Genomic DNA, 14941 nt, shown 5'->3' with positions numbered 1-14941 from the left:
TGTTGGGCCATTATGTATGTTGGCCTGGCCGCTGGCCAGGGTTTCCGGCTATTTTCGGGCTCCTGGCCCCGTACCGGTCGGGGTTGACCGGCTATTTGGGGGCAGCGGGCAGGTTCTTGCGCCCGAACGCAAAATAGCTTCCCGGACCCACGAAGTTGATCAGCGTGACCATCCGCCAGACCGCCTTGCTGCCGCGGATCTGCTCCGCGGGCCGGCGGGAAATATCCCGCTGGGCTGCGACCAGGAGCGAGAGCTGCACTGCAGCTGCCACCAAGGTCCCGAAGCGCGCCAACGGGGGCATTTCCTTCCAGGACTTTTTCTTTTTCTTCGTGGCCATGGCCAATGCTCCTTGGTTCCGATAATGGTGCCGGGTGGTTCATCGTAATGACGATTTTAGGGATTCGGACCTGCCCGAAGGTAGGGGCTTTAGGCTCAGGCCACGAACGGCGCGAGCCGCTCCTTCTGCTCCGGAGTCAAGCGAAGGACCCTGCCCGTACCCTCATCCACGAATGCCAGGTGGGTGGTGGCCTTGACGCAGTCCTCCCGAGTGACCGGGTCCTGCACCAGGTAGTGGATGTCGAAGCTGGCGCCTTTCACAGCGCCGATCCACAACTGGACCACGGCCGGCACGTTCCGGTATTCGAGCGTCCTGACGTAGCGGATCCTGTGTTCCACCACCAAGGCCATGGTGCCCTCCTCAACATCGTTGAAGAGGGACACCTTCGGCTCGATACCGGGCAGTCCGGCCCCGCGGGGCGGTCCGAAGGCCGAGATGCGGGCCTCCTCCAGCATCCGTACGATCTGCACATTGTTGATGTGGCCGTAGGCATCCATGTCGCCCCACCGCATGGGGATGAGGACCTCGATGCGCCGCGCGGCGGCGCTCAGCTGTGCACCGCCGTCGCGTCATCTTCCAGCGACTGCTCTGCGTCCTCGCCCGCGAACTGGGACATGTAAAGGCGGTAGTAGGCGCCCTTGAGTTCCAGCAGGTCGTGGTGGTTCCCCTGCTCCACGATCCGCCCGGCTTCCATCACTAGGATGGTGTCGGCGTCGCGGATGGTGGACAGCCGGTGCGCGATCACAAAGCTCGTGCGGTCCGTCCGCAGGGCCGCCATTGCCTTCTGGACCAGGACTTCGGTGCGGGTGTCCACCGAGCTGGTTGCCTCGTCCAGGATGAGCAGGGACGGGTTGGCCACAAAGGCACGCGCGATGGTGATGAGCTGCTTCTCACCGGCGCTGACATTGTTGCCTTCTTCATCGATGACGGTGTTGTAGCCTTCCGGGAGTGCCCGGACGAACCTGTCCACAAACGTTGCCCGCGCCGCCTCCATGACCTGGTCCTCGGTGGCGTTGAGGTTTCCGTATTTTATGTTGTCGTAGATGCTGCCGCCGAACAGCCAGGCATCCTGCAGCACCATGCCCACCTTGGCCCGCAGTTCAGAGCGGCTCAGGTGCGTGATGTCCACACCGTCCAGCGTGATGCTTCCCGAATTGAGCTCGTAGAAGCGCATCACCAGATTGACCAGGGTGGTCTTGCCCGCACCGGTGGGGCCGACGATGGCCACGGTGTGTCCCGGTTCTGCGTTGAAGGAAAGGTCCTCGATCAGGGGCTTGTCCTCCGAGTAGCTGAAGGTCACGTGCTTGAACTCGACGTGGCCGTCGGTCTTGGCAGGCAGGTGCTCTGTGGCAGTCTCGGCATCCTGTTCCTCGGCATCCAGGAATTCGAAGACCCGCTCAGCCGAGGCAACACCGGACTGCAGCATGTTGGCCATGCCGGCCATCTGTCCGAGTGGCTGGGTGAACTCGCGCGAGTACTGGATAAAGGCGGTGGCGTCGCCAAGGCTCATACCGCCGGAAGCCACCCTCAGCCCGCCGACCACAGCGATGCCCACATAGCTGAGGTAGGAGACGAACTGCATGACCGGCATGATCATGCCCGAGACAAACTGGGCTCCGAAGCTGGCCTTGTACAGGGCTTCGTTCCGCTCGTCGAAGCTTTCCAGGATATCGGCGTCACGGCCGAAGACACGCACGAGGTCGTGTCCGGAGAACGATTCCTCGATCTGGCCGTTGAGCTGGCCGGTGTTCTTCCATTGCGCCGCGAACAGCTTCTGGCTTCTCGACCCGATGATGCCGGCGGCCACTCCGGACAGCGGGAGGGCCACCAGGGCGATGAGGGCCAGCTGCCACGACACGATGAACATCATGATGACGATGCCGAGCACCGTCAGCGCGGAGCTGATCAGTTGCGCGAAGGCCTGTTGCAGCGCCTGCTGGATGTTGTCGACGTCGTTAGTGACGCGGGACAGGGTGTCGCCCCGCTGGCGCGTGTCAAAGTAGTTCAAGGGCAGCCGGTTGAGTTTCTTCTCCGTGTCGTCTCGCAGTTTGCGGACCACGCGCATGACCAGCACATTCAGGACATAGCCCTGCAGCCAGGTGAAGATGTTCGCCACGAAGTACATCACCAGCACAATGCTGATCAGGAACGACAGCTTCTGGAAGTCGATCCCCACGCCCGGAATGAGCTCCATCTTGGCGATCATGTCCGCGAAGTTGTTTTGGCCCTGGGCCCGCAGCCCGTCCACGAACTGGTCCTTGCTGACTCCGGCGGGCAGTTGCTTTCCCACCACTCCCCCGAAGATGACGTCCATTGCCTGACCCAGGATCTTGGGGGCGATGACGTTGAGGACCACGGCGACCGTCACCATGGCGAGCACCAGGGCGATGCCGGCGGACTCGGGTTTCAGCAGGCCCATCAGGCGCTTGGCGGACGGCCAGAAATGCTCGGCCTTCTTCGCCGGCGTGCCGCCGAACATGTCGCCGTCGGCCTCGGTGGGCTTGAATTCCTCTTCGTAGAAGTCGTCGTCCTCCACGGGAAGTGTTTCCTGGCCCGCGGGGAGTTTCTCGTTGGTGCTCATGCCACTTCCTCCGCGGTCAGCTGGGACTCGACGATTTCCTGATAGGTGGTGGAACTTAGCAGCAGCTCATCGTGCGTGCCCCGGTCCACGATCCGGCCGTTGTCCAGGACCAGGATCTGGTCGGCATCGGCGATGGTGGACACGCGCTGGCCCACGATGATCACCGTGGCATCGGCCGTTTTCGCCCTGAGCGCACGGCGAAGCCGGGCGTCCGTGGCGACGTCGAGGGCAGAGAAGGAGTCATCGAACAGGTACACCTTGGGCTGGGTTACCAAGGCCCGGGCGATGCACAGACGCTGGCGCTGGCCGCCCGAGACGTTGGTGCCGCCCTGGGCGATCCTGGAACCGAGACCGTTCTTCTTGTCCCGAACGAAGTCCGCGGCCTGGGCTACCGTGAGCGCGTCCCACAGCTCCTCGTCCGTGGCCTCAGTCTTCCCGAAGCGCAGATTGTGCTCGATGGTTCCGGAGAAGAGGTATGGTCGCTGCGGCACCATGGCCACCCGGCCGGTGATTTCGGAACGCTCAAGGTTGGTGATGGGGACGCCGTCGAGCAGCACCTCGCCGGACGCGACATCGTAAAGCCGCGGCAACAGGGACAGCAGGCTGGTCTTGCCGGCGCCGGTTGAACCGACAATGGCCACGGTCTGGCCGGGCTCGGCGGTGAAGCTGATGTTGCTCAGGACGGGTTCTTCGGCCCCGGGGTAAGCGAACGAGACATTGCGGTACTCCACGCGACCGGTCCTGTGGGTGGGCGCCACCGGCGCCTCCGGTTCATGGATGGAGGGTTCGACGTCGAGCACCTCACCGATGCGGTCCGCACAGACCGAGGCCCGCGGAATCATCATGGCCATGAACGTGCCCATCATGACCGCCATCAGGATTTGCAGGAGGTACTGCAGAAAGGCCGTCAGGGAACCGACCTGCATCTCCCCGGCATCCACACGTTGCCCGCCGAACCACAACACGGCTGCGGTGGAGACATGGAGGATCATCCCGATGGCCGGGAACATCAGGACGAACAAGGAGCCAATTTTCAGCGAGACATCGGTGAGTTCGCGGTTGGCCCCGCCAAAACGCTCCGTCTCGTGCGGTTCCCGGACGAAGGCGCGGACCACGCGGATGCCTATGATCTGCTCGCGGAGAATGCCGTTGATGCGGTCGATTTTCGTCTGCATGGAACGGAAGAGCGGCATGAGGCGGACCACGAGGTACCCCACCACGGCAATCAGCACCGGAACGGAGACCCAAACCAGCCAGGACAGGCTCAGGTCCTCGCGCAACGCCATGATGATGCCGCCGATGCACATGATGGGCGTGGCCACCATGAAGTTCAGCCCCATAAGAACCAGCATCTGGACCTGCTGGACATCGTTGGTGCCGCGGGTAATCAGGGTTGGTGCGCCGAAAACATTGACGTCCTTGGCCGAAAAGCTCGTCACCTTCCGGAAGACACCACGCCGCAGGTCCCGGCCGAAGGCCATGGCCGCCTTGGACCCGAAGTAAACACCGGCGATTGCCGTGGCTACCTGGATCAGTGCCACGCCGAGCATGACCCCGCCCGTTCGCCAGATGTAGTCGGCGTCTCCTCGGGAGACACCCTCATCGATGATCTGGGCGTTCAGGCTGGGAAGGTAAAGGGCCGCAATGGTGGACGCCAACTGGAAAACAATGACTGCCGCGATATACGGCAAATACGGCTTGGAGAAGCGCCGTATGAGGGTGACAAGCATGCCCGGTAATCCTTTTGAAGAGCGCGAAGTGAATTGGAAGAAGTAATACCAGCGGGGGCTGACACTCTTAGCCTTCCCACTCTACGAAATCCGTTGCCTATGCGAAACAACAGTAGGCAAATATCATCCGAAGGGCGTATCCGTGCCAGGGTGGCGGCAGAGCCCCACGTGCGTCCTGTTACGGGTGAAACGGGTGTTATCCCTCGGTTCCGAGGGAAGGGAATGTGAAAAACGGGTACCCAGTCAAGTATCGGCTACTCGCGACTACGCCAGTGCCTACGGCTTAGCGTGAAGTGGTCAGTTAATTGACAACTCTGCAGGAAAGTCGCAGGCGATCTGGGCACCTACGGCTAACGGCCGGCTCCGCCATGGGGCCTCCCGCTCCCGCAGTCTGGTCAGTCCAAAATGATCCAGATGGAGAATCCCATGAAGAGAATCCTCGCAACGGCCGGCATTGCGGGCATTGCGTTAATTGGCGTTACAGCCCCGGCAAATGCCGGCGACGACAAAGTCAGCATTTGCCACGCAACGGGCTCGGAATCGAACCCCTTCGTGAGCATCACGGTCAGCAAAAATGCGCTCAACGGAAATGGCCATGCCTCGCACAGTGGCGACCTGATTCCCGCGCCTGCGGCCGGCTGCCCTGGCGGGTCAAAGGGTGACCACGACCCCAAGGACGACGACGACGAGGGCCACGGCTCCAAGAAGGTCACCATTTGCCATGCGACGGGATCCGACAAGAACCCGTACGTCGTCATCACCATTCCCGAAAAGGCGTGGTGGAACGGCCACAAGGACGGACATAACGGCAGGGCCGACATCTATCCGGTCCCGGCGGGCGGTTGCGACGTGAAGGGTGAAGAAGAGGAAGAGGAAGAGGAAGAGACGAAGCCGCCCGTTGTGGTTCCGCCCGTCGTGGTCCCGCCGGTCGTCACGCCGCCCGTCGTGGTCCCGCCGGTCGTCACGCCGCCTGTTGTGGTCCCGCCAGTCGTAACTCCGCCGGTGGTTGCTCCGCCGGCAGTTGTCGCAGTGCCTGCTGGAGCCGCAGCGGCCCCGGTTGCCACCCCGGTGGTCAACCGCGGATTCAACGCCCAGACAGCGGCGGGAAGCCAGACAGATGCCGGCATGCCCGCTTGGTTCGGTGGGTTGGCTGCACTGCTTGGCGCGACGGGGCTGGTCGCCCTGCGGCACAGGGGACGCCTGCAGAACTTCGGGGCGTCGAAGTAAGGCAGTTCCTGTGGTCAGGACGGGCATCCACCGTCACGGTGCGGTGCCCGTCCACACCTATATCTATGGAGGAGTCCGATGTCCTTCCCCAACCGCCATCACGTAGACAGCCGGCCCCTGGACCGCGATATCGCCGCGCCTGGTGCGGGCGGGCGGGGCGGAGCCCCGGACGACGGACCCGCCGAGGACAGTGATCCGGAAGGCGGGGCAGCCGGAAACGGGGCCTACCATCAACGTCTGTTGGAGCGGTGGCGCAGCAACCTATTGCGCCTGAACCGGTTTCTGCAGGAAATCCTGCCACTTACGGCCAAGAACCTCGTAGTCCGGTCCCTGCAAGCCTGGTCCTCCAAGGACTGGTCCGTACGCAACTGGGCGCCCGGAAAATGGTCTTCGCGAAGCTGGCGGCCGCCAAAAGGCCTGTCGCTGAACCGCCTGTCACTGAACCGCGGCGATCTGCTGCTGCTCCTTGCCGGCGTCGTGGCCTTCTTTGTATTTACGTTCCTCCCTGGCGTCGTCCCTCCGGGGAGCGCATCCGGCAGGGCCGGGGCCCACTCGGCAGCTTCCCCGTATTTACGGTCCGCCGAGCTCGCTCTGCCTGGCTATGCTGTCCCGCCGGACACTTTCCCCTGGAGCGGCAAGGAGACCCCGACAACTGCGCCCGCGGCGCAGGAACCGCCACCGAGCCTGCCTAGCTATCCGCCGGCCGCAGCCCCCACGAGGATCGTTTATCCGGCGGCCGGGCTGGACGTCGTGATTCATCCGCTTGCCCCGACGCGCGAGGAACTGGAGTCCCAGGCGATCGTGCCGCCGATCACCGTGGATGGCTATTGGGTGTCAGACTTCGGCATGCCCGGCGCCGGGTCCACCAACACGACGTACATCCTTGGCCACAGTTGGGAAGGCCGCGATGCTCCCTTCAACCGGCTCAGCGCCGCGAGCGTCCCTGGCGACATCTTCGAAGCCACAACCGCATCGGGAACCATGCGCTACAGGGTGGAATCGGTGGACACCTACGTGAAGGCAAGCCTGAAGGACAGCCCGATCTGGACCGCAGTTCCCAACCGCCTTGTGCTGATCAGCTGCTATACGGAAGATCCCTGGGGGAAGAACGTGGTGGTCATTGCGTCTCCGGTCCCGTCACCCTGACAAAGGCGACGGCGGCACTGTGCCGCCGTCGCCGTCGTACGGTGTTGTGGGCGACTATTCGCCCCGGTGCCGCCCGTGCGTGGCGATGTAGTCCGCCGCGGCGCGCTGCAGCTTCCGTTCCTTGGCGAGCTGCCGCCGGATGGTGGTGAGCTCCCCGCTGATGCGCGCCTGTTCGGCAGCGATCTCCCGCTGCTCCGCAGTCTGTTCGTGGACGGCACGCAGCGCTTCGGCCAAGTGGAGCTGCTGTTCTGCCAGCAGCTGCTGCGTCTGCAGCAGCAGGGGCACGACGTCGGCGGCTTCGGGCTGCGGGTCGGCCACCATGGTCCGGGAACGCGCCCGGGAACCTTCCCTTTCGGCAGACGGGGCGTCGCCGTCGAGGTGTCCACGCCCTTCGCCGGTGGTGCTCCGATCTTGGCGTGCCGCGTCGGGAAAGCGGGACTCTTGGGCGCGCTGCCTGCTTAGGACCTCGATGAACTCCCGGTCGAGGTCCACGATGCCTGCGTCGGCCGCGGCCGTCGGCCCGGAGGCCGGCGCGGCGTTGTCGTTGTTTGAAGCGGCAGTTGCCGGGACGATGTCAACGGTGCGGCGCAGGGGCTGTTCCTTGATGCACAGGACCGCTACAAGGGCGATGATGCCGATCACCGCGGAGATCAGGAAGATTTCGGCTGTCGCGTCACCGTAGGCCGCCCTCATGATGTCCCGGATCGGGGCCGGCATGTCCTGGAGGTCCATGCTGGCTCCGGCGGATCCGCCTGCGGTCGGGATCCCGGCTGCGGCCAGGCCCTCGGTGGCCAGTTCCTTGACGCGGTTGGCCAGGACGGCGCCCAGCACGGACACTCCGATCGCACCGCCCACGGAGCGGAAGAATGCCACAGAGGCGCTGGCCGTGCCGATGTCAGTGGCCCGGACGGTGTTCTGGACTGCCAGCACGAGGTTCTGCATCAGCAGGCCGAGCCCCAGTCCGAGGACTGCGGTGTAGAGGCCGGTCAGCCAGAGTTCGGTGGTGTGGTCGATGGTTCCGGCCAGCCCCAGGCCGCCGATCAGGAGGATGGAGCCGGCTACGAGGTAGCGCTTCCATTTGCCGGTCCGGCTGATGAGCTGGCCCGACAGCACCGAGCCGATGAGGTTGCCGGCGATCATGGGCAGCGTCAGCAGCCCTGCTTCGGTGGGAGTGGCACCGCGGGCCACCTGGAAGTACTGGCCCAGGAAGGCGGAGGAGCCGAACATGCCGACGCCCACAGCAACGGAGGCGAGGATGGCCAGCGCCGTGGTGCGTTCGCTGATGATCTTGAGCGGGATGATAGGCTGCTCCACTTTGGATTCCACGACCACGAGGAGGGCCAGGAGCAGCACGCCGCCGCCCACCATGGCCGCCGTCTGCCAGGACCACCAGTCGTAGTATTCCGGGTTGCCGGCGAAGGACACCCAGATCAGCAGCAGGCTGACGCCGGAAGTGAGCAGGATGGAACCGAGCCAGTCGATCTTCGCGTGGCGCTTGACGTGGGGAAGCTTCAGCGTGATCTGCAGCAGGATGAGGGCGATGACGGCCAGCGGGACACAGACGAAGAAGGTCCAGCGCCAGCCCAGCGGGCTGTCCACGATAAATCCGCCGAGCAGCGGGCCGCCGGCGGTGCCCACAGCCATGACGCCGCCCATGTAGCCGGAGTACTTGCCGCGGTCCCGGGGCGGGATGATGGAGCCGATGATGGCCTGCGCCAACGCGGTGAGGCCGCCCATGGCGACGCCCTGGACAACGCGGGCGGTCAGCAGGAGCGGGATCGTCTCGGACAGGCCCGCCATGACGGAACCGGCCACGAAGATCACGATGCTGAGCTGGACGAGCACCTTCTTGTCGAAGAGATCGGCGAGCTTGCCCCAGATCGGGGTGGTGGCGGCGTTGGCCAGCAGGGCAGCCGTGATGACCCAGGCGAAGTCCGTCTGGGTGCCCTTGAGCTCGGACATGATGGTCGGCAGCGCGTTGGCAACGATGGTGCTGCTGATGATCGCCGTGAAGAACGCGGCCAGCAGCCCGGTGAGGGCCTCCATGATCTGGCGGTGGCTCATCGCAGGCTGCGGCGCCGGTGCGGATAGTTGCGGTGATGTTTTGACAGGGCCCGGGACGGACCGGTGGCTGTAGCGTGGCTCGCCATGTGCAGCTCCTAAGCGGTTGGAATGTTTTCGATGGATCCGGCCGTCTTTGCCCGGGCTGAATCCCTGAGGGATTCGGCAAGTTTCTTCAGGACTTTCGCGGTCTCTTCGGCGTCGTCCTCGCTCCAGTCCTGCAGGTAGCCCTGGAGCGTCGCAGTGCGCTGCTGCTCTATCTCGCGCAGCTTCCCCGCTCCGGCCTCGGACAGCGCCACAAGCTGGGCGCGTCCGTCTTCCGGATCAGGCCTGCGGACCACCAGTCCGTGTTCTTCCAGATCGGCAATATGCCGGCTCAGGACGGGAGCGCTGACCCCCAGACGTGCGGCGAGATGCGTGGCCCGGGACTCCCCCTCCCCCACGAACCGCAGGACGCCCTGGAGCGCCACCCCGGTTTCCTGCCCGCGCAGGCTTGAGACCGCGACGCAGCGGACCGCCCGCTGGAGGTCGAAGATTTGGTAAACGAGATCGGCCGCGGTTTCCGGTGCAACTGCCATGCTGAATAACCCCTTTGCTTGCCTAAGGCAACTATACGCGAAAATGGTTGCTTTGGGAAACTAAGAGGCGACCGTCTGGGTGAGCAGTCCCTTAAACGCCAAGCGCGAACTGGCAGCTAATGCCCTCAAAATTGCTTCGAGGGGGCATTAGCTGCCAGTTCGCGCGTGGGTGGTGCCGGGGTTTTGCGCTCAGACGCCCAGGTGGGTGGGGCCGAACATCTTGAGCAGGGTTTCGACGACGACGACGTTCGGCCCGTCGGCGGCGAAGCCGGCCGTGAGCGCGTCCCCGACGTTCTCCGGGGTCACCCGGACGGCCGGGACGCCGAAGGCTTCGGCGAGCTTGACGAAGTTGGGGCGGGCGAGTTCGGTGGCCGTGGCCTGGCCAAAGGCGCCCACCATGTATTCGCGCAGGATGCCGTAGCCGCCGTCGTCCACGATCAGCCAGGTGACCGGGACGTTGTGCTGCTTGGCGGTGGCCAGTTCGGAGATGGAATACATGGCCGAACCGTCGCCGGATACCGCGAGAACCCGGCCGGACTTGCCCGTGGTTTCCAGCCCCACTGCCCCGCCGATGGCCGAGGGGAAGCCGAAGCCTAGCCCGCCGGCGCCCTGGGCGGAGTGGAACTGTCCCTCGCGGGCGTCCCAGCAGCTCCAGCCCCAGTACGCGGAGATGGTCATGTCCCAGAAGGTCTGCATCTCCGCGGGTACGGCTTCGCGGATGTCGGCCATGAATTTCAGTTCCTTGCCGAGGTCCTGGGACTCCAGCCGGGCCTTGACCTTGGCCAGGGATTCCTTGACCAGCGCCTCCGGTGAGGTGCCGTGCCAGTCGGCCCGTTCGCCGTGCGGTTCGGTCAGGGCCGCGTCCAGGGCCGCGAGGGCCTGGCCGGCGTCGGCACGGATGCCCAGGCCGGGCCGATTGGACTCCAGGACCCGGGGTTCGGCGTCGATCTGGATGATCCGGCCGCGCGGCTCGAACGTGAAGTAGTTGGATGTCACTTCGCCGAGGGAGGAGCCGATGACGATCAGCACGTCGGCGTCCTCGAGCAGGTCCGTCATGTGCCGGTCCTCGATCCAGGACTGCAGCGAGAGCTCGTGGTTCCAGGGGAACGCACCGTTGCCGCCGGGGGTGCAGATCACCGGTGCGCGCAGCTTTTCCGCGATGGACAGCAGGGACTTCTCGGCCCGGCCGCGGCGCGTGCCGCCGCCGGCGATGATCGCCGGACGTTCCGCCGTCGACAGCCATTTCACCGCTTCCCGGACCAGCTCCACCCGGGGCGGGTTGTCCGCCGCTTCGGCGAGGGCGTCCTCCACCGGGGGCACCATGATGGGATCCAGGAGGACGTTCTGCGGGATCTCCAGCCAGACGGGGCCTTGCGGGGAGGAAATCGCCTCGGTCCAGGCGTCCTGGATGGCCGAGGGAATCCCGGAGGCGTGCTGGATCAGCCGCTGGCTCTTGGTGACGTTCGCGGCCGAGGCCTTCTGGTCATCGAGCTGGTGGAGCATGCCCTTGCGCCGGGCGCCGAGCCCGTCCAGCGGAATCTGGCTGGCCACCACCACCATGGGCACACCCGAGGCGTAGGCTTCCTGCAGCCCGGCCAGGGACGTCAGCGCACCCGGGCCGGTGGACAGGAACAGCACGCCCACCTCGCCCGTGGCCCGCGAATACCCGTCGGCCGCGAACGCTGAATTGTTCTCCACCCGCGAGGACACGAAGTGCAGGTTTCCCCGGCCCATCGCGTCGAACAGGCCCAGTGCGTGCTGGCCCGGAATGCCAAAAACCGTCTTCGCGCCCAGCGCTTCAAGGGTTTCGACGACGAGATCCCCGCCGTTGCGGACGCTGGTTCCGGCGTTTACTCCTATGGGAGCAGCCGCCGCGCCCGGATCGAAATCGATCACTTGGAGAACTCCTCGACGGCCGGACGGATGATTCCTCCGGGCCGGGCAGCGGAAGCGGCGGCAAACCCTGCCTGGTGCCTCTTCTCCTGCCCGAGCGCCTGCGCGGCGTAGCCGTTGGCGGCACCGAACCTGTTGCCCTCAACCGCGGAGTCCGCCATGAGGGTGACGAGTTCGTAGGCAACGTGGCTGGCCGCGACGCCGGTGATTTCAGCGTGGTCGTAGGCCGGAGCCACCTCAACAATGTCCGCACCAACCAGGTTCATGCCGCGGAAGCCGCGGATGATCTCCAGCAGTTCCCGGCTGGTGATGCCGCCGGCTTCCGGGGTTCCGGTGCCCGGCGCGTGCGCGGGGTCCAGGACGTCGATGTCAACAGAGATGTACAGCGGGCGGTTGCCGATCCGGTCCCTGACCTTGGCCACGGTCTCCAGGACGCCCTGGTAGTAGACATCGGCCGAGGTGACGATGCCGAAGCCGAAGCGGTGGTCGTCGTCGAGGTCCTTCTTGCCGTACAGCGGACCGCGGGTTCCGATGTGGCTGATCGCCTCGGTGTCCAGGATGCCCTCCTCGACAGCGCGGCGGAACGGCGTGCCGTGCGTGTATTCGGCCCCGAAGTACGTGTCCCATGTATCCAGGTGCGCATCGAAGTGCAGCATGGCCACAGGCTCCCCGGCGCGCTCGGCAGCGGCACGGAGGAGCGGCAGGGCAATGGTGTGGTCCCCGCCCAGGGTGACCAGCCTGCTGCCACCGGCAGTCAGGTCCAGCGCGTTCTGCTGAATGGTCTCGATGGCCTCGTTGATGTTGAACGGGTTCACGGCCATGTCGCCGGCATCCGCCACCTGGACGTTTTCGAAGGGACTGACGTCCCACGCCGGGTTATAGGGGCGCAGCAACCGGCTGGCCTCACGGACGTGGTTAGCGCCGAAACGGGCACCCGGGCGGTAGGAGACGCCGGAATCGAAGGGCACCCCCACCACCGTGATGTCGGCCTTAGCCACCTGGTCCAACCGGGGCAGTCGGGCGTAAGTAGCAGCCCCGGCGTAGCGGGGAATACGGGATGAATCGATAGGGCCAAGGTTGCCGTTGGCCTCGATGCGCAGCTCTTCCAAAGGAACGCCTCTCCTTCGAGGATGGATCGGTAGTGTGACACCCATCATACACTCATGTTTCCCGTTGTGCATCAAGTGTTTACCAATCGAGGTTGAGTGCATTCCTCAGTCAGGACAGATCCCTCAGTCGATGGCGGACGCCCCCCGCTCCCCCGTCCTGACCCTGACGGCGTCGCAGACGGAGATGGTCCAGATCTTCCCGTCCCCGCACCGACCGGTGCTGGCGCCGGATTCGATGGCCGCCATCACACCGTCCAAGGCCTCCTCGGTCACCAGCACCTCCACGCGCGCCTTCGGCAGAAGGTCGGAGTTGTATTCGGTTCCGCGGTAGACCTCCACGTGGCCCCGCTGCTGACCATAGCCGCTGGCCTGGCTTACGGTCAGTCCGCTGACGCCGAACCCTTCCAAGGCCGCCCTGACGGTCTCGACCTTTTCCGGACGGACGATAGCCGTGATGAGTTTCACGTCCGCACCCTGCTGTTTTCTGCCTGGCGGTCTGACTGCCGGCCGGACTGGCCCGCAGCCGTCACTTCCGCAGACGTTTCCCCGCGAGCACCCTCAGGCTTGCCCGTCTCGCCCTCCGCAGGAACGGTCTTGCCGTGGTGTTCGCCGGGATGGAACGTGCCGCCAACCATCAGCAGTTCGTAGGCGGTTTCGGCGTGTTCGGTGACGTCGATGCCGGACCGCTCGTTGGCTTCGGACACCCGCATGCCCATCATCTTGTGGATGGCGAATCCGATCAGCGTGGTCATAAGAGCGCTCCAGACGGTGACGATCAGCGCGGTGAGGACCTGGGGCCAGAACTGTGTCAGGCCGCCGCCGTAGAAGAGCCCGCCCTCGGTCTTGACCGACGGGACAGCGAAGAATCCCAGTGAGAGCGTCCCCCACAGGCCGCCGACAAAGTGCACGGCCACCACGTCCAGCGAATCATCCAGGCCGATCTTGAATTTGAGTCCGACCGCGAGCGCGCAGACCGCCCCGGCCACGACCCCGATCAGGATGGCGCCGATCGGGTCCACGAACCCGCAGGCGGGTGTGACGGCGACCAGGCCGGCGACGGCTCCCGATGCGGCGCCGAGGGACGTGGCGTGGCCGTCCCGGAGCCTTTCGATCAGCAGCCAGCCCAGGAGTGCCGCACTCGTGGCAAGCAGGGTATTGGTCCAGGCCAGGCCGGCGATGGCGTCGGCCGCGAGTTCAGAGCCGGCATTGAAGCCAAACCAGCCGAACCACAGGAGTCCTGCGCCGAGCATCACGAAAGGCAGATTGTGCGGACGGATGTTGGGATCCTTCATGAATCCGAGGCGTTTTCCGAGTACGACGGCGAGCATCAGTCCCGCTATGCCCGCGTTCATGTGGACCACCGTTCCACCGGCGAAGTCGAGGGCGGAGATCTTGCTGCCTACGATGCCGGTGGGGCCGAACAGTCCGCCGCCCCAGACCCAGTGGGCGATGGGGGCGTAAACGAGCGTGACCCACAGCGCCGCGAATAGCAGCCACGGCCCGAACCTCACGCGCTCAGCCACGGCTCCGCTGATTAGCGCGACAGTGATGATGGCGAACGTGGCCTGGAAGCCGATGAACACCATGTCCGGGAGCCCGGGCGCCTTGCCCCCGATTGTGCTGGTCAGTCCGCTCAGGCCGGGGTTGGCAAAGGGATCGCCGACGAGCCCGGCCATGGTGTCGGGCCCGAAAGCCAGTCCATAGCCCCACAGCGCCCAGACCACGGCAACAACTCCCATGGCGCCAAAGCTCATCATCATGATGTTCAGGACGGATTTCATCCGGACGAGGCCCCCGTAGAAGAATGCCAGGCCGGGGGTCATCAGCAGGACGAGTGCGGATGCTGCCAGCATCCAGGCCGTGGCGCCGGGATCGAGCACCGCGGGATCCACTGCCATGCCCACATTGACTAGAGAGATGTTCATTTCGGGAGCCTTCCTCAAGAAGTGGCGCTCCTGGGCGCCAGCTACGGCGAGACCATTCAAAACGACGGTGCAACTATGGGTTCCCCGAGTCCGACGCTACAACCGGGGTGTTTCCGCCATAGCCGCGAAGTTTTTCCGGGACGTTAAACAGCGGGGCCGGGCATGAACCCTGCGTTTCCAGCAGGTTTCCAAAATGTGACGTACATCTCACCATCGTTGCGCCGACGCACCACGCAACCGCGGAGGCCGGGCGCCATGGGGTCGTGAGCGAAAAGTGATGGCGGTCACGCGGGGCGTAAAGGTTTCGTTAAGGCCGGCATCCTGCGCACGTTCCCGGGCCTACGCTCCAATCAG

12 protein-coding genes are annotated in these 14941 nt (G+C 64.9%); 2 read left to right on the top strand and 10 right to left on the bottom strand.

What is annotated here, in order from left to right:
• Positions 1–91 precede the first annotated feature (91 nt).
• From J7I79_RS03880 to J7I79_RS03865, 4 genes are all read right to left on the bottom strand, one after another.
• Complete coding sequence (locus tag J7I79_RS03880; protein ID WP_214950532.1) at positions 92–337, bottom strand: PLDc N-terminal domain-containing protein; 246 nt, start codon at positions 335–337, stop codon at positions 92–94.
• A 95-nt stretch (positions 338–432) separates the two neighbouring features.
• A complete protein-coding gene (locus J7I79_RS03875; protein ID WP_214950531.1) occupies positions 433–849 on the bottom strand; it encodes a thioesterase family protein in 417 nt (138 codons plus the stop codon).
• Between the two features lie 35 nt (positions 850–884).
• Positions 885–2918, bottom strand: coding sequence for an ABC transporter ATP-binding protein (locus J7I79_RS03870; protein ID WP_285291285.1), 2034 nt, complete (start codon positions 2916–2918; stop codon positions 885–887).
• On the bottom strand, positions 2915–4648 hold the full coding sequence (locus J7I79_RS03865) for an ABC transporter ATP-binding protein (protein WP_214950525.1): 1734 nt from the start codon (positions 4646–4648) through the stop codon (positions 2915–2917). Before J7I79_RS03865 ends, J7I79_RS03870 begins: the two co-directional genes overlap by 4 nt.
• A gap of 426 nt (positions 4649–5074) precedes the next feature.
• Here J7I79_RS03865 and J7I79_RS03860 point away from each other — a divergent pair, with 426 nt between their 5' ends.
• Both J7I79_RS03860 and J7I79_RS03855 read left to right on the top strand, forming a co-directional pair.
• Positions 5075–5875: a hypothetical protein gene (locus tag J7I79_RS03860; RefSeq protein WP_214950523.1), complete on the top strand. Its 801-nt coding sequence runs from the start codon at positions 5075–5077 to the stop codon at positions 5873–5875.
• A gap of 78 nt (positions 5876–5953) precedes the next feature.
• Positions 5954–7021, top strand: a complete 1068-nt coding sequence (locus J7I79_RS03855) for a class F sortase (protein WP_214950521.1) — start codon at positions 5954–5956, stop codon at positions 7019–7021.
• 54 nt (positions 7022–7075) lie between these two features.
• Here the strand turns inward: J7I79_RS03855 and J7I79_RS03850 are convergent, their stop codons facing one another.
• From J7I79_RS03850 to J7I79_RS03825, 6 genes are all read right to left on the bottom strand, one after another.
• Positions 7076–9085, bottom strand: coding sequence for an MFS transporter (locus tag J7I79_RS03850; protein WP_214950519.1), 2010 nt, complete (start codon positions 9083–9085; stop codon positions 7076–7078).
• A gap of 95 nt (positions 9086–9180) precedes the next feature.
• Entirely contained in the window at positions 9181–9660 is a 480-nt protein-coding gene (locus tag J7I79_RS03845; protein WP_104173577.1) for a MarR family winged helix-turn-helix transcriptional regulator, read from the bottom strand.
• Positions 9661–9849: 189 nt separating this feature from the next.
• Entirely contained in the window at positions 9850–11556 is a 1707-nt protein-coding gene (locus J7I79_RS03840; protein ID WP_214950512.1) for a thiamine pyrophosphate-binding protein, read from the bottom strand.
• Positions 11553–12662 carry an agmatinase gene (speB, locus tag J7I79_RS03835; protein ID WP_214950511.1) on the bottom strand — a complete coding sequence of 370 codons (1110 nt, stop codon included), beginning with the start codon at positions 12660–12662 and terminating at the stop codon, positions 11553–11555. Before speB ends, J7I79_RS03840 begins: the two co-directional genes overlap by 4 nt.
• Before the next feature lie 123 nt (positions 12663–12785).
• Positions 12786–13127, bottom strand: a complete 342-nt coding sequence (locus J7I79_RS03830; RefSeq protein WP_214950503.1) for a P-II family nitrogen regulator — start codon at positions 13125–13127, stop codon at positions 12786–12788.
• Positions 13124–14587, bottom strand: coding sequence for an ammonium transporter (locus tag J7I79_RS03825; protein ID WP_251042350.1), 1464 nt, complete (start codon positions 14585–14587; stop codon positions 13124–13126). Before J7I79_RS03825 ends, J7I79_RS03830 begins: the two co-directional genes overlap by 4 nt.
• Positions 14588–14941 lie beyond the last annotated feature (354 nt).

The sequence above is a fragment of the Arthrobacter sp. ISL-69 genome, from assembly GCF_018613775.1.
Classification (GTDB): domain Bacteria; phylum Actinomycetota; class Actinomycetes; order Actinomycetales; family Micrococcaceae; genus Arthrobacter.
Note: the sequence above shows the minus strand (reverse complement) of the source record. Positions and strands in the feature narration are given on the sequence as shown.

Excerpts from the sequence above, each read along its gene's own strand:
- J7I79_RS03880 (WP_214950532.1), bottom strand. The coding sequence starts at position 337 with ATGGCCACGAAGAAAAAGAAAAAGTCCTGGAAGGAAATGCCCCCGTTG.
- J7I79_RS03875 (WP_214950531.1), bottom strand. The coding sequence starts at position 849 with ATGCGGTGGGGCGACATGGATGCCTACGGCCACATCAACAATGTGCAG.
- J7I79_RS03870 (WP_285291285.1), bottom strand. The coding sequence starts at position 2,918 with ATGAGCACCAACGAGAAACTCCCCGCGGGCCAGGAAACACTTCCCGTG.
- J7I79_RS03865 (WP_214950525.1), bottom strand. The coding sequence starts at position 4,648 with ATGCTTGTCACCCTCATACGGCGCTTCTCCAAGCCGTATTTGCCGTAT.
- J7I79_RS03860 (WP_214950523.1), top strand. The coding sequence starts at position 5,075 with ATGAAGAGAATCCTCGCAACGGCCGGCATTGCGGGCATTGCGTTAATT.
- J7I79_RS03855 (WP_214950521.1), top strand. The coding sequence starts at position 5,954 with ATGTCCTTCCCCAACCGCCATCACGTAGACAGCCGGCCCCTGGACCGC.
- J7I79_RS03850 (WP_214950519.1), bottom strand. The coding sequence starts at position 9,085 with ATGAGCCACCGCCAGATCATGGAGGCCCTCACCGGGCTGCTGGCCGCG.
- J7I79_RS03845 (WP_104173577.1), bottom strand. The coding sequence starts at position 9,660 with ATGGCAGTTGCACCGGAAACCGCGGCCGATCTCGTTTACCAAATCTTC.
- J7I79_RS03825 (WP_251042350.1), bottom strand. The coding sequence starts at position 14,587 with ATGAACATCTCTCTAGTCAATGTGGGCATGGCAGTGGATCCCGCGGTG.